At 66.8% G+C, this 21,932-nt stretch carries 19 protein-coding genes and 1 pseudogene; 19 read left to right on the plus strand and 1 reads right to left on the minus strand.

The window, feature by feature from the left end; all coding sequences use genetic code 11:
* Positions 1-9 precede the first annotated feature (9 nt).
* The 11 genes and pseudogenes from CXQ90_RS08335 to nusB all read left to right on the plus strand — a co-directional run bounded on the left by CXQ90_RS08335 (position 10) and on the right by nusB (position 10,869).
* The gene (locus tag CXQ90_RS08335) at positions 10-240 is read left to right on the plus strand and encodes a DUF6167 family protein (protein WP_181038489.1); all 231 of its coding nucleotides are present in this window, start codon (positions 10-12) and stop codon (positions 238-240) included.
* A 112-nt stretch (positions 241-352) separates the two neighbouring features.
* Positions 353-3,031 (plus strand): alanine--tRNA ligase, encoded by a 2,679-nt coding sequence (gene alaS, locus CXQ90_RS08340; RefSeq protein ID WP_104138397.1) that lies wholly within the window; start codon positions 353-355, stop codon positions 3,029-3,031.
* Between the two features lie 7 nt (positions 3,032-3,038).
* Complete coding sequence (gene ruvX, locus CXQ90_RS08345; RefSeq protein WP_104138398.1) at positions 3,039-3,638, plus strand: Holliday junction resolvase RuvX; 600 nt, start codon at positions 3,039-3,041, stop codon at positions 3,636-3,638.
* The gene (gene mltG / locus CXQ90_RS08350; RefSeq protein WP_104138399.1) at positions 3,635-5,332 is read left to right on the plus strand and encodes an endolytic transglycosylase MltG; all 1,698 of its coding nucleotides are present in this window, start codon (positions 3,635-3,637) and stop codon (positions 5,330-5,332) included. The genes ruvX and mltG overlap by 4 nt, the downstream gene beginning before the upstream one ends.
* Positions 5,329-6,189 carry a shikimate dehydrogenase gene (locus CXQ90_RS08355; RefSeq protein WP_104138400.1) on the plus strand — a complete coding sequence of 287 codons (861 nt, stop codon included), beginning with the start codon at positions 5,329-5,331 and terminating at the stop codon, positions 6,187-6,189. The genes mltG and CXQ90_RS08355 overlap by 4 nt, the downstream gene beginning before the upstream one ends.
* Positions 6,190-6,215: 26 nt before the next feature.
* Positions 6,216-7,415, plus strand: coding sequence for a chorismate synthase (gene aroC / locus CXQ90_RS08360; protein WP_104138401.1), 1,200 nt, complete (start codon positions 6,216-6,218; stop codon positions 7,413-7,415).
* 59 nt (positions 7,416-7,474) lie between these two features.
* Positions 7,475-7,945: pseudogene (locus CXQ90_RS08365) on the plus strand (shikimate kinase); the annotation flags it as partial.
* A gap of 188 nt (positions 7,946-8,133) precedes the next feature.
* The gene (gene aroB, locus CXQ90_RS08370) at positions 8,134-9,222 is read left to right on the plus strand and encodes a 3-dehydroquinate synthase (RefSeq protein WP_104138404.1); all 1,089 of its coding nucleotides are present in this window, start codon (positions 8,134-8,136) and stop codon (positions 9,220-9,222) included.
* Entirely contained in the window at positions 9,222-9,740 is a 519-nt protein-coding gene (locus tag CXQ90_RS08375; protein ID WP_104138406.1) for a hypothetical protein, read from the plus strand. The genes aroB and CXQ90_RS08375 overlap by 1 nt, the downstream gene beginning before the upstream one ends.
* Positions 9,741-9,895: 155 nt before the next feature.
* A complete protein-coding gene (gene efp, locus CXQ90_RS08380) occupies positions 9,896-10,459 on the plus strand; it encodes an elongation factor P (RefSeq protein ID WP_056635236.1) in 564 nt (187 codons plus the stop codon).
* The gene (nusB, locus tag CXQ90_RS08385) at positions 10,459-10,869 is read left to right on the plus strand and encodes a transcription antitermination factor NusB (RefSeq protein ID WP_056635239.1); all 411 of its coding nucleotides are present in this window, start codon (positions 10,459-10,461) and stop codon (positions 10,867-10,869) included. The genes efp and nusB overlap by 1 nt, the downstream gene beginning before the upstream one ends.
* Before the next feature lie 133 nt (positions 10,870-11,002).
* Here nusB and CXQ90_RS08390 read toward each other — a convergent pair whose 3' ends face one another.
* The gene (locus tag CXQ90_RS08390; protein ID WP_104138407.1) at positions 11,003-12,274 is read right to left on the minus strand and encodes a PrsW family intramembrane metalloprotease; all 1,272 of its coding nucleotides are present in this window, start codon (positions 12,272-12,274) and stop codon (positions 11,003-11,005) included.
* A gap of 187 nt (positions 12,275-12,461) precedes the next feature.
* Here CXQ90_RS08390 and pyrR point away from each other — a divergent pair, with 187 nt between their 5' ends.
* From pyrR to mihF, 8 genes are all read left to right on the plus strand, one after another.
* Complete coding sequence (gene pyrR, locus CXQ90_RS08395; RefSeq protein WP_104138409.1) at positions 12,462-13,046, plus strand: bifunctional pyr operon transcriptional regulator/uracil phosphoribosyltransferase PyrR; 585 nt, start codon at positions 12,462-12,464, stop codon at positions 13,044-13,046.
* Positions 13,043-14,038, plus strand: coding sequence for an aspartate carbamoyltransferase catalytic subunit (locus CXQ90_RS08400; RefSeq protein ID WP_104138410.1), 996 nt, complete (start codon positions 13,043-13,045; stop codon positions 14,036-14,038). The genes pyrR and CXQ90_RS08400 overlap by 4 nt, the downstream gene beginning before the upstream one ends.
* Positions 14,038-15,420 carry a dihydroorotase gene (locus CXQ90_RS08405; RefSeq protein WP_104138412.1) on the plus strand — a complete coding sequence of 461 codons (1,383 nt, stop codon included), beginning with the start codon at positions 14,038-14,040 and terminating at the stop codon, positions 15,418-15,420. Before CXQ90_RS08400 ends, CXQ90_RS08405 begins: the two co-directional genes overlap by 1 nt.
* Positions 15,420-15,941, plus strand: coding sequence for a hypothetical protein (locus CXQ90_RS08410; protein ID WP_104138413.1), 522 nt, complete (start codon positions 15,420-15,422; stop codon positions 15,939-15,941). The genes CXQ90_RS08405 and CXQ90_RS08410 overlap by 1 nt, the downstream gene beginning before the upstream one ends.
* On the plus strand, positions 15,922-17,277 hold the full coding sequence (gene carA / locus CXQ90_RS08415) for a glutamine-hydrolyzing carbamoyl-phosphate synthase small subunit (RefSeq protein ID WP_258064424.1): 1,356 nt from the start codon (positions 15,922-15,924) through the stop codon (positions 17,275-17,277). Before CXQ90_RS08410 ends, carA begins: the two co-directional genes overlap by 20 nt.
* The gene (gene carB, locus CXQ90_RS08420) at positions 17,277-20,606 is read left to right on the plus strand and encodes a carbamoyl-phosphate synthase large subunit (protein ID WP_104138415.1); all 3,330 of its coding nucleotides are present in this window, start codon (positions 17,277-17,279) and stop codon (positions 20,604-20,606) included. Before carA ends, carB begins: the two co-directional genes overlap by 1 nt.
* Positions 20,599-21,486 carry an orotidine-5'-phosphate decarboxylase gene (gene pyrF, locus CXQ90_RS08425; protein WP_104138416.1) on the plus strand — a complete coding sequence of 296 codons (888 nt, stop codon included), beginning with the start codon at positions 20,599-20,601 and terminating at the stop codon, positions 21,484-21,486. Before carB ends, pyrF begins: the two co-directional genes overlap by 8 nt.
* Positions 21,487-21,576: 90 nt before the next feature.
* Positions 21,577-21,900, plus strand: a complete 324-nt coding sequence (mihF, locus tag CXQ90_RS08430; protein WP_104138654.1) for an integration host factor, actinobacterial type — start codon at positions 21,577-21,579, stop codon at positions 21,898-21,900.
* The last annotated feature ends 32 nt before the right edge of the window (positions 21,901-21,932 follow it).

A 21,932-nucleotide genomic window follows, 5' to 3' on the forward strand; every position in this document is an offset into this window, starting at 1 on the left:
GAACTTAAAATGAAACGACTTGTCTGGATGGGAATCGGCGTGGCTATCGGAGTCATCGCCTTCCGCAAAATCACCGAGGCCCAGGCGAACCTGGGGCCGGAGGGCCTGAACCGCGCCGTGGGCCGACTGGCCGACGGCGTCTACGACTTCGCGGACGCCGTCCGGGCCGGGATGCACGAGCGGGAGACCGACCTCCGCACCGCGCTCGGCGTCGAATCCCAGGACGTTGTACGGCGATAGCCGCCCGCTGCGGGAGAATTAAACAGGCAGCAACCGTCATTTCCGGAACAGCCACCTGAATCAACTGTCACGCGGCAGAACGCGTGAACCAAGAAGGGTAAGTAATCAGCTCATGAAGTCGCAGGAGATCACCAAGCGCTGGATCGACTTTTTCGTCAGCAAGGGCCACACCGCCGTGCCCTCCGCCTCCCTGGTCTCCAGTGACCCGTCCCTGCTGTTCACGGTTGCCGGAATGGTGCCGTTCATTCCGTACCTGACCGCGCGGGAGGAGCCGCCCTACAACCGGGCCACCAGCGTGCAGAAGTGCATCCGCACCGGCGACATCGAGGAAGTGGGCAAGACTGCCCGCCACGGCACCTTCTTCCAGATGTGCGGCAACTTTTCCTTTGGCGATTACTTCAAGGAAGACGCCATCAAGTTCGCCTGGGAACTGCTCACCACCAGCGTTGAGGACGGCGGTTACGGCCTTCCGCCGGAACTGCTGTGGGTGACTGTCTACGAAGAGGACGACGAAGCCAAGGACCTCTGGCTCAAGAACACCGGCGTCCCCGCCAGCCGGATCCAGCGCATGGGCAAAGCCGACAACTACTGGCACACCGGCCAGCCCGGACCGGCCGGCCCGTGCTCGGAGATTTACTACGACCGTGGTCCCGCGTACGGCGTGGAAGGCGGCCCCATCGCCGACGAAAACCGGTACGTCGAAATCTGGAACCTGGTGTTCATGCAGTACCAGATCAACAACGTCCGCTCCAAGGACGACTTCGACATCGTGGGCGAACTGCCCAAAAAGAACATCGACACCGGCCTGGGCATGGAGCGCCTCGCCATGATCCTGCAGGGTGTCGAGAACATGTACGAGACCGACCAGGTCCGCCCGGTCATCGACAAAGCGGCCGAGCTCTCCGGCAAGGAATACACGTCGGCGGAAACGGCCGACGATCCCCACCACACGGACGACGTCCGGATGCGCGTGGTGGGAGACCACATCCGCTCGGCGCTGATGCTCATCGCCGACGGTGTCACTCCGTCCAACGAGGGCCGCGGCTACGTGCTGCGCCGCCTGATCCGCCGCGCCGTCCGCTCGATGCGCCTGCTCGGCGTCGAAAAGGCCTGCCTGCCGGACCTCCTGCCCGCCTCCCGCGACGCCATGAAGGGCGTGTACCCGATCGTGGAGACGGACTTCGACCGCATCAGCCGGATCGCCTACGCGGAAGAGAAGGCATTCCTCCGGACCATTGCCTCCGGCACGGCCCGCCTCGAAGATGCCGTCAACGAGTCCAAGGCCGCAGGCCGGCCGCTGTCCGGCGCCGACGCGTTTGCCCTGCACGACACGTACGGTTTCCCGATCGACCTCACGCTGGAGATGGCCGAAGAAGCCGGGCTGAAGGTCGACGAGCCGGAGTTCCGCAAGCTCATGCTGGAGCAGCGCAAGCGCGCCCAGGCCGACGCCAAGGGCAAGAAGGGCGCTCACGCGGATCTTAGCGCCTTCCAGGAGCTGCTGTCGGAGGGGGAGACCGTCTTCACCGGTTACACCGAGCTCGACGGCGAGTCCCGTGTCCGCGGGATCCTCAGCTACGGCCGCAAGGTTTCCCAGGCGGCCACGGGCGACGAGATCGAACTGGTCCTCGCCGAAACACCGTTCTACGCCGAAGCCGGCGGCCAGGCTGCGGACACCGGCCTCATCACCGGTGACGGGTTCGTCGTCGAAGTTCTCGACGTCCAGCGGCCGGTCAAGGGCCTCAGCGTCCACAAGGCGATCGTCCGCGAGGGCGAAATCGCGTCCGATGCGCTGGTGCGCGCCGCGGTGGACCGTGAACGCCGCCATGCCGCCGAGCAGGCGCACACGGGAACGCACATCGTGCACGCGGCGCTGCACCAGATCCTGGGCCCGGAAGCCACCCAGCGCGGCTCCTATAACAAGGCCGGGTACCTGCGCTTCGACTTCGCCTGGGGCGAGGGACTCAGCGCAGCCACCCGCTCCGAGATCGAGGAAGTGTCCAACCTGGCCATCCGGAACGACTTCCGCGTGGACACCAAGGTCATGGCCCTCGCCGAAGCCAAGGCGCTCGGCGCCATGGCCCTGTTCGGAGAGAACTACGGCAGCGAAGTCCGTGTCGTCGAAATCGACGGCGCGTGGTCGCGCGAGCTGTGCGGCGGCACGCACGTTTCCAACACGTCCCTCATCGGCAGCCTGTCGCTGCTGGGCGAGCAGTCCGTGGGATCGGGTAACCGCCGCGTCGAGGCATTCGTCGGCATGGACGCTTTCCGCCACCTCGCCGCCGAGCGAGCCCTGGTGACGGAGCTGACCGAAATGCTCAAGGTCCCGTCCGGCCAGCTGGCCGACAGGATCGCCACGACCCTGACCAAGCTCAAGGCCACGGAAAAGGAGCTGGATCGGCTCCGCAAGGAGAAGCTCAGCGCCGAGGCCGCACAGCTTGTGGGTACAGCCAAGGACGCCGCAGGCGTTCGTGTCATCGCACACGACGCCGGCCAGGTCAGCGGTGCGGACGACCTCCGCGGACTCGCCATGGACCTTCGGAACCGCCTCGGGTCCGAAGCCTCCACGGTGGCCGTGGCCGGAGTCAGCAACGACCGCCCGGTCATCCTGATCGCCACGAATGAAGCCGCACGCGCAGCCGGGGTCAAAGCCGGAGCGCTGGTCCGGCTCGCGGCCGGCATCCTCGGCGGCGGCGGGGGCGGCAAGGACGACGTCGCCCAGGGCGGCGGCACCGACGCCTCGAAGGTCGGCCCGGCCCTGGCGGCCGTCGTAGATGCCGTAACCCGGCGCTAGCAGATCCGTGACCTCATCCGCTGCGTCCGACGTCTACCCCCAGGGCATCAAACTGGGGGTAGACGTGGGCACCGTCCGTGTAGGCGTTGCCATCTGTGACCGTGATGCCATCCTGGCTACGCCGTTCAAAACGCTGGACCGCAACCCCAAGAAGAACTCCGATGTCCGCGTGATTGCGGCGTTGGCGGCCGAGCGGGGCGCCGTGCAGATTTTTGTGGGCCTGCCGCGGACCATGAAGGGCGAGGAACATGCCTCCGCCCGGATGGCCACGGAGTACGCCCAGCTGCTGGCAGACGAGCTGGGCCGCACGGGGCTGGAGGTGCCCGTTAACCTCGTTGACGAGCGCCTCAGCACGGTAACAGCGCACCGACACCTGCACGAAGCTGGCATGAGCAGCAAAAATCACCGTAAAGTGGTGGATCAGGTTGCGGCTGCGGGAATCTTGCAGCACGCCATCGACATGCAAAAAGCCAGGGGAACGGATGTGGGGAGCCGCGTACGCGCGCTTCCCCAGCCGGGGCTGACCGGAGACGCCACAGCAAGCAGCGCTGAGCAGGCCGTCCCGGGGCAAGACACACAATCTTCAGAGGATGGAAGGCTACAGTGAGCCCGGTCAATAACGACGACTCCTCCGGCAGGAACTTCAGGGACGCCGGACGGGCGCTGACGCGCAAGGAAATCCGTGCCAGGGAGAAAGCCGTCACGGCGGAATCCGACGACGTCGTTCCCGAGCACGCTTACGAGTCCGGGGAGGACTCGGCGCCCGAGATGCCCGGACACCGCCCGTCGCCCGGCCAGGCCGCGCCTGCGCAGCCTGCCGCCGCTCCGGCGCCGGCACCGCAGCGGGCACCCGAACCGGTGACGGAGTCTGAGCCTGTGCCCGCAACGGTCGCCGTGCCGCGCGTGCCGCTGGTTGCGCCCACCGTCCAGGAGCCCGCTGCCCCGGAACCATCGGTCCAGGCGGCAACCGTTCAGGTGCCGTCGCCGCAGGCACATGAGTTCACCCCGCACACGCACCACGGAGACACCCCGTCGTCTCACCGGGAAGGCGGCAGCGACGAAGCAGCCTTCCACCCAGACGAAGACCTGCACCACGGTGATGCCGCAGAAACCGGCTACCAGGACCACCATTATGACGCGCACCACGAATCGTACGAGGACCATGACGCTCTTGAACACGAGGCCGTCGGCCACCAGTTGCTGGCCGATGCGGACAGCGTGACCACGGTGTCCAAACCCTCGAAGAAAGTCCGCCACCGGCGCCGTGTTGTGGCGCTGCTGCTGTCCCTCGCGCTTTTCGTCACTGCCGCGGTCGTAGGTGCACAGTTCCTCAAGCCGCTGCTCGGTACCGACAAGGCCAGCGACTATCCCGGCCCGGGAACGGGTCAGGTGAAGGTGGCGGTGCTGCCCGGCGAGGGGCCCGTCTCGGTCGCCGCGAAACTTGAGGAAGCGAGGGTGGTAGCCAACGCCGAGACCTTCGTCTCCGAACTCACGGCGGCAGGTGGCACCCTTGCCCCCGGCGAGTACGACTTCAAGCAGGAAATGAAGAACGCCGACGCCGTATCGGTCCTGCTCAACACCGAAGAGTCGAAGGTCATGTACTTCGCATTGAGCGCCGGACTCCGGATCGGAGAATCGCTGGAGGCAATCTCCGAAGGCTCAGGGATACCTTTGGCCCAGCTCGAGGCGCTCAGTGATTCGCCCAAGCAGTTTGGCCTCCCCGCCGAAGCAAAGAATCTTGAGGGCTACTTGGCGCCGGGCGAATACAGGTTCCCGCTCGGGACCACACCGAAAGCGATCCTCACGGCCCTGGTGAAGAGCACCACCGACGAGCTGAAGGCGCAAGGCGTCACCGACGCCGCCAAGCAGTATGACGTGGTTACGGTCGCGAGCATCGTGCAGGCAGAGGGCGGCCAGGCCGAGTACAAGGACGTCGCCGGCGCCATCTACAACCGGCTCAAGCCCAACAACACTGAGACGGCTGGGCTGATCCAGTCCGATGCCACGGTCACCTACGGCCTGGGCCGGAAAAGCTTCCACATTACCGAAGAGGAAAAGGCGGACAAGTCCAATCGGTACAACACATATGCGAACCAGGGACTGCCCGTAGGTCCCATCGGTTCGCCGGGCAAGACGGCCATCGATGCTGCGGCCAAGCCGAACCAGAATGAATACATGTACTGGGTGACCATCAACCTGGACACCAAGGAGACAAAGTTCTCCAAAACACTGGCGGAGCACCAGCGTTATGTTGACCAGTACAACATTTGGTGTGAGGCCAACCAGGGCCGCTGCGTATGAGCCTTCGTGCCGCTGTCCTGGGGCACCCGATCGGCCACTCCAAGTCACCGGCGCTGCACCGGGCCGCTTATGCGAAGCTCGGCGCGGACATTGGCTACACAGCCATCGACGTGACGGAGGAATCCCTGCCCGCGTTCATGGAGTCGGTCCGGGCCGAACCGGGATGGCGCGGGCTGTCCGTGACCATGCCACTCAAGAAGGCCATGGTCCGTGAAGTGGATGAGGTCCGCGGAGTGGCGCAGGTGCTCGGCGTCATCAACACCGTCGTGTTTGAATCCGGGGGGGAGTCCGGACGCCGGGTTGGCTACAACACCGACGTCGCGGGCATCGTCAACGCCCTGCGCAACGCCGGAGCGGTCGAGGCGCCTGCTGCGGTGGTCCTCGGCGGCGGCGGGACGGCCGCGGCGGCCGTAGCTGCGCTACAGGAACTCGGTGCACGGTCAGTTGCCGTCTACGTCCGGGACACCGGGCGGGCGGCCGAGGCCCGGGCGGCGGCAAGCGGCCTGGCAATGGAGATCGCCGTTCGTCCCATGTCGGAAGCCGTCACCGCATTGGCCGGCGCCGACGTCGTAATATCCACTTTGCCGCCCCGGGCGGCGGACGGCATGGCCGCCGAACTCGACGTGCTGGGCGCGAGGACGAACGGCGTGCTGCTTGACGTTGCCTACGATCCCTGGCCCAGCAGGATCGCGGCCGTCTGGGAAAGCCTCGGCGGAACAGTGGTCGCCGGCCTGGAGATGCTGCTGTACCAGGCCGTCGAACAGGTCCGCTACTTTACGGGCCGCGACGACGCCGCCAGCGCCGAAGTCATAGATGTGATGTGTGACGCAGTCGGGGCTCCCCGGCGCGTGTACTGACCGCCAGACATGGCAGGATGGATTTTATGTTGCGTTGGTTGACTGCCGGTGAATCCCATGGTCCGGCACTGGTCGGAATTATCGAAGGCGTCCCCGCAGGTGTTGAACTCACCAGCGGGCAGATTGCCGATGCCTTGGCGCGCCGCCGCCTCGGCTATGGCCGGGGTGCCCGGATGAAGTTCGAGCAGGACGTTGTCACCATTCTTGGAGGAGTCCGCCACGGCATCACGCAGGGCGGCCCGGTCGCCATCCAGGTGGGCAACACCGAATGGCCGAAGTGGGAGCAGATCATGTCTGCTGACCCCGTTGACCCCGAGGAACTCGCCGACCAGGCACGCAACGCCCCGCTCACCCGTCCCCGTCCGGGCCACGCTGACTTCACCGGCATGCAGAAGTACGGTTTCGATGAGGCCCGCCCGGTGCTTGAACGCGCCAGCGCCCGCGAGACCGCCACGCGCGTCGCCATGGGAACCGTCGCGGCACAGTTCCTGAAGCACCTGGGCATTGAACTCGTCAGCCATACGGTCTCCATCGCCAGCGTCGCCGTCCCCGAAGGCAGGCCCCTGCCGGTCCCGGCGAACGTCATTGCCCTCGACGCCGACCCCCTCCGCTGCTTCGACCGTGAAACCTCCGACGCCATGGTCGCCGAAGTGGACGTCGCCCACAAGGAAGGCGAAACGCTCGGCGGAGTGGTGGAGGTCCTGGCCTATGGACTGCCTCCGGGACTTGGCAGCTACGTCCACTGGGACCGCCGGCTGGATTCCCGCCTGGCCGCCGCCCTCATGGGCATCCAGGCCATCAAGGGCGTCGAAGTGGGGGACGGTTTCCTCACTGCCGCCCGCCGCGGATCCCAAGCCCACGACGAAATCGTCAAGGATGAATTCGGCAAGATCATCCGCACGAGCAACCGGGCCGGCGGCATCGAAGGCGGCATGAGCATCGGCGATGTCCTCCGTGTCCGGGCCGCCATGAAGCCCATTGCCACTGTTCCGCGCGCGCTGAAAACCATCGACGTGAGCACCGGGGAGGCCGCCAAGGCCCACCACCAGCGTTCGGACGTCTGTGCCGTTCCGGCCGCGGGCGTCGTTGCCGAGGCCATGGTCGCCCTGGTCCTGGCCGAAGCGGTCACTGAAAAGTTCGGCGGCGATTCCGTGGCCGAGACTGCCCGCAACATCAAGGGCTACCTCGAGAGCATCCCGGCGTCGCTGGACACGATCGGACGCTAGTGCCTTCGAGCAATACGCCCTGCGCAGCAGGGGACCGGCCCATAGTGCTGATCGGACCCATGGCCGTCGGCAAGTCGGCGATCGGGCAACAGCTGGCGCAACAGCTGGGCGCCCCCTTCGTGGATACTGACGCGGTCATTGTTGAAAACCACGGCTCCATTGCCGACATCTTCGCGGGGCGCGGCGAGCGGGTGTTCCGGGAGATTGAGGCGAGGACTGTTGCACGGGTCGTTGAGGAAGCGGCCGGCACAGGCACTGTGATTTCTCTGGGCGGCGGTTCGGTCCTGGACTCCGGAACCCAGCAGCTGCTGGACCGCTGCACGGTGGTCTACCTCGAGTGCGACGTGGACACCGTCGCGGCCAGGATTGCGAGGAATTCGGGCCGGCCGCTCCTTGCCGGCGACGGGATCCGCCGCTGGAAGACCCTGTTTGCCACCCGGAAACCCGTGTACGAACGCCTCGCCGACATCGTCGTCGACGTCCGTCAGGGAACGGTGCCGGAGCTGGGGCGCCGGCTCGAAGCGGCGCTGGGCGCCTTCCTTGCCGGCACGGGAGACGAAGGTGACGGCACCGCCGCTGCCGGCAAAGACGCACGTACTGCAGGTGCGGCCAACCCGGCCGCGGACAACACCACCAACGCGGGATCGGCGGCCGGGGAAAGCACGGCCGCCACTACGGCAGCCGGGGAATCCACGGCCGCGAAACAGGAAGTTGAGAAGTGAGCGAATCAACCGTCATCAAGGTCACGGGCGAGTCGGCCGGCGACAACTACGACGTCGTCGTTGGCCGCGGCCTGCTGGGCACCCTCCCGGAACTGCTCGGTGAGCGCGTCCGGCGTGTGCTGGTCATTCACCCCCGGGCCCTCCGGCTCACCGGAGACACCGTCAGGGACGAACTCGCCGCGGCGGGCTTCACCGCACTCACCGCGGAGATCCCGGACGCCGAAGAGGGCAAGCACATCCAGGTGGCCGCGTTCTGCTGGCAGGTGCTGGGCCAGAACGATTTCACCCGTTCCGACGCCGTCGTTTCCGTCGGGGGAGGAGCCGTGACGGACCTCGCCGGCTTCGTTGCCGCCACCTGGCTGCGCGGCGTCAAGGTCATCCACATGCCCACCAGCCTCCTCGGCATGGTGGATGCCTCGGTGGGCGGCAAGACCGGGATCAACACGGCGGAAGGCAAGAACCTCGTGGGCGCGTTCCACCCGCCGGCGGCTGTCCTCGCGGATCTTGACACCCTGAACACGCTGCCGAAAAACGAGATCATCTCCGGCATGGCGGAGGTCATCAAGTGCGGCTTCATCGCCGATCCCGCCATCCTCGACCTCGTTGAAAAGGACCCGGAGGCTGTCACGGACCCCGGCTCGGACGTGCTGCGTGAGCTCATCGAGCGTGCCATTGCCGTCAAGGCCCGCGTGGTGTCCGAGGACCTGAAGGAATCCGGCCTGCGCGAGATCCTCAACTACGGGCACACCCTCGGCCACGCCATCGAGCTCGTGGAGCGCTACTCCTGGCGCCACGGTGCCGCCGTCTCCGTCGGAATGATGTTCGCCGCCGAACTGTCCCGCAGCGTGGGCCGCCTCAGTGATGCCGACGCGGACCGCCACCGGAGCATCCTCGAATCCCTTGGACTGCCCGTCACCTACCGCCGCGACCGCTGGCAGGGGCTGCTGGACGGCATGCGCCGCGACAAGAAGTCACGCGGGGACCTCCTCCGTTTCGTGGTGCTCGACGGCATCGCGAAGCCCGGCATCCTGGATGTCCCGGACACGTCCCTGCTTTTCGCCGCCTACCAGGAGATTGCCTCTTGATGCGGGAGTTCGATGCCGGCACCATCGAGTGGCCCGCCGGCGGCTTCCCCGGAATCAGGATCAACCCGGAAACGCTTCTGCCGGAAATCACCAACGCCGAAGCGTGCGCTGCCGCCCTTGAGTCATCGGCCGACCCGGCGGACCGCGTGTTCGTGCTGCTTGTTGAGGGGCACGGTTCGGACGCCGCCGAACTGCTCGCCGAGGCGCGGTACAAGGACCCGGAGTCCTTCCGGCTGCGGACCTTTGAAGCCGAGGTCCTCCGGGTGTCCCATCGCTTTGACCGCGCTGTTGAGCTGTTCAGGCAACTGCTCGCGGAAGTGGCCGGCACACCCAATGAGGCACTTGTGCACCAGTACCTCGGCAGGACCCACTTCGTATCCGGCCACATCGGCGCCGCCGTGGAGTCGTTCGCCCGGGCGCTCGATCTGAGGGTCGCGCAGTCAGCCGACGCCGCTCTCATCTATTCGTCGACGGTGGCCCTTCAGCGGGCACGGGACGTACTCGAACTGGCGTCCTGACGGCCGCCGCCGGAAGGGGCCGACGGAGCCCGCCCGCATTTCCGCTAGAATGGTTCTTGGATTTTTGATAAATACACGCTGGCGGGCCGTTCGGCATGCCTGCTTGGCATACGGCTGGCCGCTAGAAGCAGTCAGATACAAACCAGAGGAAACCAGTGGCAACCACAAACGACATCAAGAACGGAACTGTCCTGAAGCTTGAGGGCCAGCTCTGGAACATCATCGAGTTCCAGCACGTCAAGCCTGGCAAGGGCGGCGCGTTCGTGCGCACCAAGATGCGCAACGTTATGTCCGGCAAGGTGGTCGACAAGACCTTCAACGCCGGCCTCAAGATCGAAACCGCCACCGTGGACCGCCGCGATTACCAGTACCTGTACCAGGACGGCGCGGACTTCGTCTTCATGGACACCCAGGACTACGACCAGATCACCGTTTCCGGTGCCACGGTGGGCGACGCCACCAACTTCATGCTCGAAAACCAGATGGTCAATATCGCCATCCACGAAGGCACCCCGCTGTACATCGAACTGCCGCCGAGCGTTGTCCTCGAAATCACCTACACGGAGCCGGGCCTGCAGGGCGACCGCTCCTCCGCCGGAACCAAGCCGGCAACCCTTGAGACCGGGTACGAGATCCAGGTGCCGCTGTTCGTCGAGAACAACACCAAGGTCAAGGTCGACACCCGTGACGGCAGCTACCTGGGCAGGGTAAGCGAGTAGTGAGCGCCCGCGGTAAAGCCCGTAACAGGGCTCTTGACGTCCTCTTCGAAGCGGAGCAGCGTTCCGTTTCCGCCTTTGACGTGCTTCGCGCGCGCCGGGAGAGGACCGACCAGATCGTCAACCCCTACACGCTCGAAATCGTCGAGGGCGTGGTGTCACTGCAGCCGGCCATCGACGAGTTCCTGGAGACGTACTCCCAGGGCTGGACCCTGGAGCGCATGCCGTCCGTGGACCGCATCATCCTGCGGATCGGCACCTGGGAACTGCTCTACAACGACGACGTGCCCGACGGCGTCGCCGTCAGCGAAGCCGTGGCCCTGGCCAAGACGCTTTCCACCGATGAGTCGCCGTCGTTCATCAACGGCCTGTTGGGGCGCCTCCAGCAGCTGAAGCCTTCGCTGCTGGCCTGACCGACGCGGGTTATCAGCAGGACAAGGGAGCCCCGGCCACTGTGAACTGGCCGGGGCTCTCTGCTGCCCGCTTCAGGTAGCTTTAACTGTCCGACGGCGTCGAGCTGCAGACGGCGGTTCGCTGTCCTGCTGGTTAGTGCCCGACGGCCGCGCGCAACGCGACGAGTTCGCGGAGCTGCTGCACCTCGTCCTGCTGGTGGACTTGGACGTCCCTGCCGCTGAGGATCCGCTGGCGGGTGAACGCCAGCCTCGTGGCCCCCTTGACGAACTCCTTCATCTGCGGCGCACGGTTGTAGGCGCCGGCCCACCGCACGGCCTGCCGCCTGCCGCCCGGAGTGGCCAGCATCTCCACTTCGGTCTGCGTGAACCAGCCCGCGGCCGCGTACTCGAACAGGCGCTGCCGGGTGAGGCGCGTTTCGGCGACCCGCAACACCACGATGCAGGCGACCGCCAGCAGGAAGATGGGGACCTGCACCAGCACATACTGCGCCAGGAAGTCCTGCCCCATGCTGTTCCACCTGTTGTGCAGGATCATCGCGGGTATAAGGCCCACCACGAAGGCCACAACCGATGCGCCGGCGTGCCAGCGCCGCGCCGCGAGCCCCATGATCAGGCCAGTGGTCCCGGTGAAGATGGCGTGCGCGAACGGGGACATCACGCCGCGCAGGAAGAAGATCTGGACGAGGTCGCTGCCGGGTGTGCCCGACTCGGCGATGGCGCGGCCAAAGTAGAGGATGTTCTCGGTGAACGCGAAACCGCCCGCAATGGTGAAGGCGAACACCACCCCGTCCACCGGGCCGTCAAAGTGTTTCCGGGCCATCAGGAGCAGCAGGAGCAGGCCCAGGGACTTGGCGAATTCCTCCACCACCGGCGCCTGGACCGTGGTCATGAAATCGCGGAAGGCGGCCTCGTCCGAGTACGGGGCGGCAAGGGCGAAAACGGGTTGGATGAGGAGTGTGACGGCAATGGACACCGCGGCGCCCCACGTGAACGCAAAAAGGAGCAGCCTCTTCGGCTCAGGTTCCCAGCGGTCAATGATGTAGACAGCCCCCAGTACGGCCCCCAGCGGGATCAGTGACGCCACGAAGCCGATGGCGAACCCGGTGATGCCGGTGTTGGCCAGCAGGAAGGGCACCACGAGGAACAGGCTGACGAAGGCGAGGATTCCTCCGCCCACAACGAGCCCCACCACGCCGCCGGACGCCCGCGCGCCGACTGTGGATGCGGACGCCGGGATGACCTGGACTACCGAGCCCCCGCTGTGCCCGGGCGCCGGCCGGTAGTTCTGCGGCTGGACGTGACCCATCCAGCTCGGGTTCGTGGCCTGGTCACGGTACTGCCACTGCGGGTCACCGGGGCGGTTGCCTGACGGCCCGGGCGCCGGCTGTTGGGGGTTCATCGACATAGGGATGAGCCTATGCGGCGGGAAGCGCGTCGCCAAAGGTCTGTTCGGCCACAAAGTACGGCCGCCGCAGGTGTGACCGACGACGCCTTCGGTCCGGGCAGTCCCGGGGCGCCTGTGTGGTAATTTTGGAAGGCAAATGTTCCTTTTTTAATTCCGTCCCGTGAGGCGGGGAAAGGGGAGACGAGCGTTGACTCACGTCACACAGGCACCGGTCCCGGCCAGGGTTGTACTCAACCACGCGGACATCGACCGTGCACTCACTCGTATCGCCCATGAGATCCTCGAAGCCAACAAAGGCTCAAAGGACCTGGTGCTGCTGGGCATTCCACGCCGCGGCTATCCGCTGGCAGTCCGGCTTGCCCAAAAAATCGCCGCCGCCGATCCCGCCGTTGACGCGGCCGCCATTGTGGGTCAGCTCGATGTCACCATGTTCCGGGATGACCTTTCCCACCAGCCCACCAGGCCCCCGCACCGCACCCAGCTGCCGCTGTCCGGAATCGACAACAAGGTTGTTGTCCTGATTGACGACGTCCTGTACTCCGGCCGCACCATCCGCGCCGCGCTGGACGCGATTGTTGACCTCGGCCGCCCGCGCATCGTGCGGCTGGCCGTGCTGATCGACCGCGGGCACCGGGAACTTCCCATCCGCGCCGACCACGTGGGCAAGAACCTGCCGACGTCCTCGGCCGAAAAAGTCCGGGTACGCCTCGAGGAGACCGACGTCATTGACGGCCAGGCCGTCAACGAAGTGGTCATCGAGGCCGGCGCATGAAGCACCTGCTGTCCACCGAAGGCCTCAGCCTGGCCAACGCGGTACGCATCCTCGACACTGCAGAGGAAATGGCCGCCGTCGGGGACCGCGAAGTCAAGAAGCTGCCCGCGCTACGCGGCCGCACCGTGGTCAACCTCTTCTTCGAGGACTCCACCCGGACGCGCATCTCCTTTGAGGCAGCCGCCAAGAGGCTCTCCGCGGACGTCATCAACTTCGCAGCCAAGGGATCGTCCGTTTCCAAGGGCGAGTCCCTCAAGGACACCGCCCAGACGCTGTCCGCCATGGGGGCGGACGCCGTCGTCATCCGCCACTGGGCTTCCGGCGCTCCGCACCGGCTGGCAGCGACCGACTGGATCGACGCCGCCGTCATCAACGCCGGGGACGGCACCCACGAACACCCCACCCAAGCGCTGCTGGACGCGTTCACCATGCGCCGCCACTGGACACAGCTCGCCGGGCTGCCCTCCAGCGGTGCTGACCTCAAAGGCATGCGCGTCGCGATCGCCGGCGACGTCCTGCACTCCCGCGTGGCACGGTCCAACGTCTGGCTGCTGCGCACCCTTGGCGCCGAGGTCACGCTGGTGGCGCCGCCCACGCTGCTGCCCATCGGCGTGGAGCAGTGGCCCTGCAGCGTCAGCTACAACATGGACGAAACCCTGGAAAAGGGCGTGGATGCCGTGATGATGCTCCGCGTCCAGGGCGAGCGAATGAATGCCTCGTATTTCCCGTCCACGCGCGAGTATTCGCGCCGCTGGGGCTTTGACGACAACAGGCTCCGGGCGCTGGACAGCCTGGGCCTGAAGGACACCATCATCATGCACCCCGGCCCGATGAACCGCGGCCTGGAGATTTCCGCGGCCGCTGCCGACTCGCCGCGTTCCACCGTGCTCGCACAGGTGCGCAACGGCGTGTCCGTCCGCATGGCCGCCCTGTACCTGCTGCTCTCCGGGGACACCCGTGAACCAGCCGCCACCCTGAAGGAGAGCAACTGATGGCTGAACAATCCGCCGATAACGGCGTCAACAACAACGCCACCACCGGAACCTACCTCATCCGCGGAGCGTCGATCCTGGGGGCCGGAACCGAGGACCTGCTGATCCGCGACGGCGTCATCGCCGCGCGAGGCACGGACCTCTCGACCGAGGGCGCCACGGTCATCGACGCCGACGGCCTCATCGCCCTGCCGGGCATGGTGGACGTCCACACCCACCTGCGGGAACCGGGCCGCGAGGACGCGGAAACCGTCGAGACCGGCACCCGGGCCGCCGCGCTGGGCGGCTTCACCGCCGTGCATGCGATGGCCAACAGCACCCCGGTGGCCGACACCGCCGGCGTGGTGGAGCAGGTCCACAGCCTGGGCCGCGCCGCCGGCTGGGTGGACGTCCGTCCGGTGGGCGCCGTCACGGTCGGGCTCGCGGGGGAGCAGCTCGCCGAGCTCGGCGCCATGGCCGACTCGCGCGCCCAGGTCCGGATGTTCTCGGACGACGGCATCTGCGTCCATGACCCGGTCCTGATGCGCCGCGCCCTCGAATACGTCAAGGCGTTCGACGGCGTGGTGGCCCAGCACGCGCAGGAACCGCGCCTCACCGCCGGCGCGCAGATGAACGAAGGCGACGTCTCCGCCGTCCTCGGGCTGACCGGCTGGCCAGCCGTCGCCGAGGAAAGCATCATTGCCCGCGACGTCCTCCTCGCCCAGCACGTCGGATCCCGGCTCCACGTCTGCCACGTCTCCACGGCAGGCTCCGTCGAGATCATCCGCTGGGCCAAGGCCCGCGGCATCAACGTCACCGCCGAAGTGACTCCGCACCACCTCCTGCTCACCGACGAACTGGTCCGCAGCTACGACCCCGTCTACAAGGTCAACCCGCCGCTGCGCACCGACGCTGACGTGCAGGCGCTGCGGGCCGCCCTCGCCGACGGCACCATCGACGTCGTGGGCACGGACCACGCACCGCACCCCAGCGAGCACAAGGAATGCGAGTGGGCGCAGGCGGCGATGGGAATGACGGGGCTGGAGACGGCACTCTCGGTGGTCCAGCACGCCATGATCGAAACCGGCCTCATGACCTGGGCAGAGTTCGCCCGGGCCACGTCCGTCGCACCGGCCGGCATCGGCCGCCTCGCCGACCAGGGCCGCCCCCTGGCGGAAGGCGAGCCTGCCAACATCATCCTGGTGGACCCGGCCGCGCGCTGGACCGTTGACCCGTCCGCCATGGCCACGATGGGACGCAACTCCCCGTTCCGCGGCATGGAGCTCCCGGGCAAGGTGGTGGCCACGTTCTTCAAGGGACACCCCACGGTCCTGAACGGCAAGCTCAACACGCCCTACCGTCACCCGACCGACGCCGCCGCAGCGCCGGCGGGCGGGTACTGATGGACAATAAGACCCTGACGCTGGTCATCACGCTGCCGCTCATCGCCGTCGTCCTGATGCTGATTGGCATCGGCTGGCGGAACCGGCTGCGGCGCCAGTCCGACGTCGAACAGCTGCCAGTGGTTCCGGCGGAACTGAGCATGCCGCTTGCGGCCGCCGACGGCCAGTACGTGGCCACCACCACGGCCGGCGACTGGCTCGACCGCATCGCCGTGCACGGCCTCGGCATCCGCACGAACGCGGAACTGACGGTCCACCCGGAAGGGGTGCTGTTCGAGCGGTCCGGAGCCGGGCCGCTCTTCATCCCGGCGGCCAGCCTGGCCGGCGTCCGCCAGGACAGCGGCATGGCCGGCAAGTTCGTCGAGAAGGACGGCCTACTGGTTCTCAGCTGGTCGCTCGGAACCCACGAACTGGACACGGGCTTCCGGACCCGCCGGGCCGCTGACAAACCGGCCCTCTTCAAAACTCTTCAGGAATTGATCTCCGCAGGCCCCCAGGCCGATGCCCATAGTGGAAAGTAATACAGTGACGGATCCCAACGAAGTAAACACAGCGACTGCACCCCAGGCGGCCAGTTCCATCCCGGCCGCCCTGGTGCTCGAAGACGGCCGCATCTTCCGCGGCAGCAGCTACGGCGCCCAGGGCACCGCCCTCGGGGAGGCGGTCTTCGCCACCGGCATGACCGGCTACCAGGAGACCATCACGGACCCGTCCTACGCCCGCCAGCTGGTGGTGCAGACGGCCCCGCACATCGGCAACACCGGTGTGAACAGCGAGGACGCGGAATCCCGCCGCATCTGGGTGGCCGGCTACATCGTCCGCGACGCCGCGCGCCGGCCCTCCAACTGGCGCTCGGAGCGCAGTCTGGACGAGGAACTTGTGGAGCAGGGCATCGTGGGCATCCAGGGCGTGGATACCCGAGCCATTACCCGCCACCTGCGCGAGCATAAGACCATGCGCGCCGGCATCTTCTCCGGCGAGGCCGCACAGGCCACCGAAAAGGAACTGCTGGACATCGTGCTCGCCAGCGAGCCGATGGAAGGCGCCCGGCTTGCCGAGGAAGTCAGCATCGACGACGCCTACGTCGTGGACCCGAAGGACCACGGCTGGGAGGGCGATGCCCGGTTCAGCATTGCCGCGATCGACCTCGGCATCAAGGCCATGACGCCCGTCCGCTTCGCCGAGCGCGGCGTCCGTGTGCACGTGCTGCCCGCCACCGCCACCCTCGAGGACGTCAAGGCGCTCAACTCGGACGGTTTCTTCATGTCCAACGGTCCGGGAGACCCCGCCACGGCCGATAACCAGGTCAAGCTCCTCCGCTCCGTGCTGGACGAGAAGCTGCCCTACTTCGGCATCTGCTTTGGCAATCAGATCCTGGGCCGTGCCCTGGGCTTCGGCACGTACAAGCTCAAGTACGGCCACCGCGGCATCAACCAGCCGGTCATGGACCGCCGCACCGGCAAGGTGGAGATCACCTCGCAGAACCACGGCTTCGCCGTCGACGCGCCCCTTGACGGGCCCACCACCGCACCGGAGGAGCGCTTCGGCCGGGTCGAGGTCAGCCACATCAGCCTGAACGACGACGTCGTAGAAGGGCTCGCGTGCCTCGACATCCCGGCGTTCTCGGTCCAGTACCATCCTGAAGCCGCGGCCGGTCCACACGACGCCGCGTACCTGTTCGACCGCTTCATCGACCTGATGGAAGGCACGCGGGACGGCCGCACCGCCAACCTGTCCGGCGAGCCCGTGGACGCGGCGCACCCCCCAGCCGGACCGAACGCTGCCGGGACGGAAGCCGCCGGAACTGGCGCCGCCGCACAACACGAAAATGACAACAAGACTGAGGACAAGAAGTAATGCCTAAGAGAACTGACCTTAAGAGCGTCCTGGTCATCGGTTCCGGCCCGATCGTGATCGGCCAGGCGGCTGAATTCGACTACTCCGGAACCCAGGCCCTCCGCGTCCTCAAGGAGGAAGGCCTGCGCGTCATCCTCGTCAACTCCAACCCGGCCACCATCATGACGGACCCGGAGTTCGCGGACGCCACCTACATCGAACCCATCACCCCCGAGGTGGTGGAGAAGATCATCGCCAAGGAGCGCCCCGACGCCGTGCTGCCCACCCTGGGCGGACAGACGGCCCTGAACACCGCCATCGCGCTGGACAAGAACGGCGTGCTGGAGAAGTACAACGTGGAGCTCATCGGCGCCAACATCGCCGCGATCGAACTCGGCGAGGACCGGGAGAAGTTCAAGGGCGTCGTGGAGCGCTGCGGTGCTGAATCCGCCCGCAGCCACATCATCCACACCATGGACGAGGCACTGAAGGCAGCCGAGGACCTCGGCTACCCGATGGTGGTCCGTCCCTCCTTCACCATGGGTGGCCTCGGCTCTGGCCTGGCCTACACCGAAGATGACCTCCGCCGGATCGTGGGCCAGGGCCTGCAGTACAGCCCCACCAGCGAGGTGCTGCTCGAAGAGAGCATCCTCGGCTGGAAGGAATACGAACTCGAGATGATGCGCGACAAGAACGACAACGTCGTTGTTGTCTGCTCCATCGAGAACTTCGATCCCGTCGGTGTCCACACGGGCGACTCCATCACCGTGGCCCCTGCGCTGACCCTCACGGACCGTGAATACCAGCGGCTGCGCGACATCTCCATCGCCGTGATCCGTGAAGTCGGCGTGGACACCGGCGGCTGCAACATCCAGTTCGCGATCGAGCCGGACACCGGCCGCGTGGTGGTCATCGAGATGAACCCGCGGGTGTCCCGGTCCTCGGCCCTGGCGTCCAAGGCCACCGGCTTCGCCATCGCCAAGATCGCCACCAAGCTCTCGCTCGGCTACACCCTGGATGAGATCCCCAACGACATCACCCAGAAGACGCCGGCGTCCTTCGAGCCCACCCTGGACTACGTGGTGGTCAAGGTTCCGCGGTTCGCCTTCGAAAAGTTCCCGGCAGCAGACCCCACGCTCACCACCACCATGAAGTCGGTGGGCGAGGCCATGGCCATGGGCCGGAACTTCACCGAAGCCCTGCAGAAGGCGCTGCGCTCCCTCGAACAGAAGGGCTCGCAGCTTGACTTCAGCCACGTTCCGGAATGGGAAGTGCCGGAGCTGATCGAGAAGGCCAAGCGCCCCACCACGGAGCGCCTGCACCAGGTCCAGCGCGCCCTGCTCGGCGGGGCCAGCGTCGAGGAGCTCTACGAGGCAACCAAGATCGATCCCTGGTTCCTGGACCAGCTCCAGCTGCTCAATGAGATCTCCCGCGAGATCCGCCAGTCCGGTACCCTCACCGTGGAGATGCTCCAGCGGGCCAAGCGGCACGGATTCTCGGACGAGCAGATCGGCGCCCTCACGCACAACTCCGAGGCCGTGGTCCGCGGAGTCCGCCAGGCCCTGGGCATCCGCCCCGTCTACAAGACCGTGGATACCTGCGCGGCCGAGTTCGCCGCCTACACGCCGTACCACTACTCGTCCTACGACGAGGAGGACGAGGTGGCCCTGCACTCCAAGCCGTCCATCCTCATCCTCGGCTCGGGTCCCAACCGCATCGGCCAGGGCATCGAGTTCGACTACTCCTGCGTGCACGCCTCCATGGCCCTGCGGAAGGCCGGCTACGAGACGGTCATGGTCAACTGCAACCCGGAAACCGTCTCCACCGACTACGACGTCTCAACGCGCCTGTACTTCGAGCCGCTGACCCTTGAGGACGTCCTCGAGGTCATCGCGGCCGAGGAACGCACCGGCGGCGTGATGGGCGTGTTCGTGCAGCTCGGTGGCCAGACGCCGCTGAAGCTGGCCCAGCAGCTGGCCGATGCCGGGGTGCCCATCCTGGGCACCTCGCCGGAAGCGATCGACCTCGCCGAGCACCGCGGCGCGTTCTCGCGCGTTCTGGACACAGCCGGGCTGATTTCCCCGAAGAACGGCACCGCCGTGTCCTTCGAGGATGCCAAGAAGATCGCGGACGAAATCGGCTACCCCGTGCTGGTCCGCCCGTCCTACGTCCTCGGCGGCCGCGGCATGGAGATCGTCTATGACGAGCCCAACCTGTCCCGTTACATCGCCAACGCCACGGAAATCACGCCGGAGCACCCGGTGCTGATCGACCGGTTCCTCGAAGACGCGGTGGAAATCGACGTCGACGCGCTGTTCGACGGCAAGGACATGTACCTCGGCGGCATCATGGAGCACATCGAGGAGGCCGGCATCCACTCCGGCGACTCCGCGTGCGTCCTGCCGCCCATCACGCTGGGCAGCAACGTGCTGGAACGCGTCCGCACCGCCACCCGGGCCATCGCCGAGGGCGTGGGCGTCCGCGGCCTCATCAACATCCAGTTCGCGCTGGCCTCGGACGTCCTGTACGTGCTGGAAGCCAACCCGCGGGCCTCCCGCACCGTCCCCTTCGTCTCCAAGGCCACCGGCGTGCAGATGGCCAAGGCCGCCGCGCTGATCGGCACCGGCGTGACCATCAACCAGCTGCGCAGCGCGTACAAGATGCTGCCGGAAACCGGCGACGGGTCCACCCTGCCGCTGGACGCGCCGGTCTCGGTCAAGGAAGCGGTCCTGCCGTTCAGCCGGTTCCGCACCCCCGAGGGCAAGGTCGTGGACTCGCTCCTCGGGCCGGAAATGCGCTCCACCGGCGAGGTCATGGGCATCGACAAGCACTTTGACACCGCCTTCGCCAAGAGCCAGGCAGCCGCGAACAACGCCCTGCCCACCGAGGGCAAGATCTTCGTCTCGGTGGCGAACCGGGACAAGCGCTCGGTGATCATGGGCGTCAAGCGCCTCTCCGACCTCGGCTTTGAGATTGTTTCCACCGGCGGCACCGCCGACGTCCTGCGCCGCAACGGCATCCAGGCCACCCCGGTCCGAAAGGTTGCCGAGGGCAGCAGCGCTGAAGGCGAAGGCACCATCGCCGACATGGTGGTGGCCGGCGAAATCGACATGGTGTTCAACACCCCGTCCGGCGGCGAGGCCCGCAGCGACGGCTATGAACTCCGCGCCGCGGCCACGTCGATCGGTATTCCGTGCATCACCACGGTGGCCGAATTCAACGCCGCCGTCCAGGCGATCGAGGCGCTCCGCACCTACGAATGGTCTGTGACCAGCCTGCAGGAGCACGCCGCGGCCCTCGTGGCTTCCCAGAATGCAGCAGCGCAGCAGACGGCAACGCAAAATGCCTGAGGTTGCGGGCCCCGCGGCCGCGGCGGCCTCCGTTGAAACGGCCGGCCGGGAGTCCTTCGGCTCCCGGCTGGGCCGGGCCATGGCCGATCGCGGCCCCCTGTGCGTCGGCATCGATCCCCACCCTGCGCTGTTGGCCAGCTGGGGACTGAACGACGACGCCGCGGGCCTGGAGCGCTTCTCACTGACCGTCCTGGAGGCCGTGGGTTCCCTTGCTGCCGCGGTCAAGCCGCAGGTGGCGCTCTACGAGCGCCACGGTTCCGCCGGCATGGCCGCCCTCGAGCGGACGCTTGCCGCCGCAGCGGAAGCCGGCGTGCTGAGCATCGCCGACGCCAAGCGCGGAGACATCGGCTCCACCATGGCCGCGTACGCTGACGCGTGGCTGCGCGACGGCTCGTCCCTCGCGGCGGATTCCGTGACCCTGAGCCCCTATCTGGGGTTCGAGTCGCTCCGCCCGGCCCTAGATCTCGCGGCAGCCCACGGCCGCGGCGTCTTTGTCCTGGCCCTGACCTCCAACCCGGAGGGTGCCTCAGTCCAGCACGTGGGCGGAAGCGACTCCGTGGCACGCCGAATTGTCCAGGCGGCTGCCGGCGAAAACGCCCGGTACGCAGGACCGCTGGGTTCAGTGGGCCTGGTGGTCGGCGCCACCGTGGGGACGGCGTTGTCGGACCTCCACCTGGACCTGGAGGCAGTCCGCGGGCCCATCCTGGCTCCCGGCCTGGGCGCACAGGGGGCCACCCCTGCGGACCTGCGGCGGACGTTCGGCCCGGCGTACCCGCAGGTGCTGGGGACGTCCAGCCGGGACATCCTCAAGGCGGGCCCGGGGGTCCGGGAACTGACCGACGCGGCGGCGCGTACCCTTGAGGGACTCCGCGTCGAATAGTCCATTGATTTCTCTGGTCGGCAAGGAGTAGGTTCAGGAAAAGTCCAACGCCCGCCTTGGCCTTGGATCCGCTGGATGACCCCGGGGGAAATGACCGTGAGCTTACGACCCTTGTCTCCGCAGGAACGAGCCGATGCGTTGAAGAAGGCCGCGGCGGCGAGGGCTGCCAGGGCTGCCACAAAGGAGAGACTCAAAACCGGGGACCTGTCCATCGCCCAGGTGCTGGACTCCGGGGGCACAGAGGAAGCGATCGCCCGCATGCGCGTCTCCGAACTGCTCGAAGCGCTGCCGGGGATCGGAAAGGTCCGGGCTGCCGCCATCATGGACAACCTGGGCATCGCAGCTTCGCGTCGGGTGCGGGGGCTGGGCATCCACCAGCGCCGGGCGCTGGTAGATTTTATGAACGAGAAATAGATTCATCCGCACAGAGTTATCTGAACACCGCC

This window comes from Arthrobacter sp. ZGTC131 (genome assembly GCF_002929275.1).
Lineage (GTDB): Bacteria > Actinomycetota > Actinomycetes > Actinomycetales > Micrococcaceae > Arthrobacter.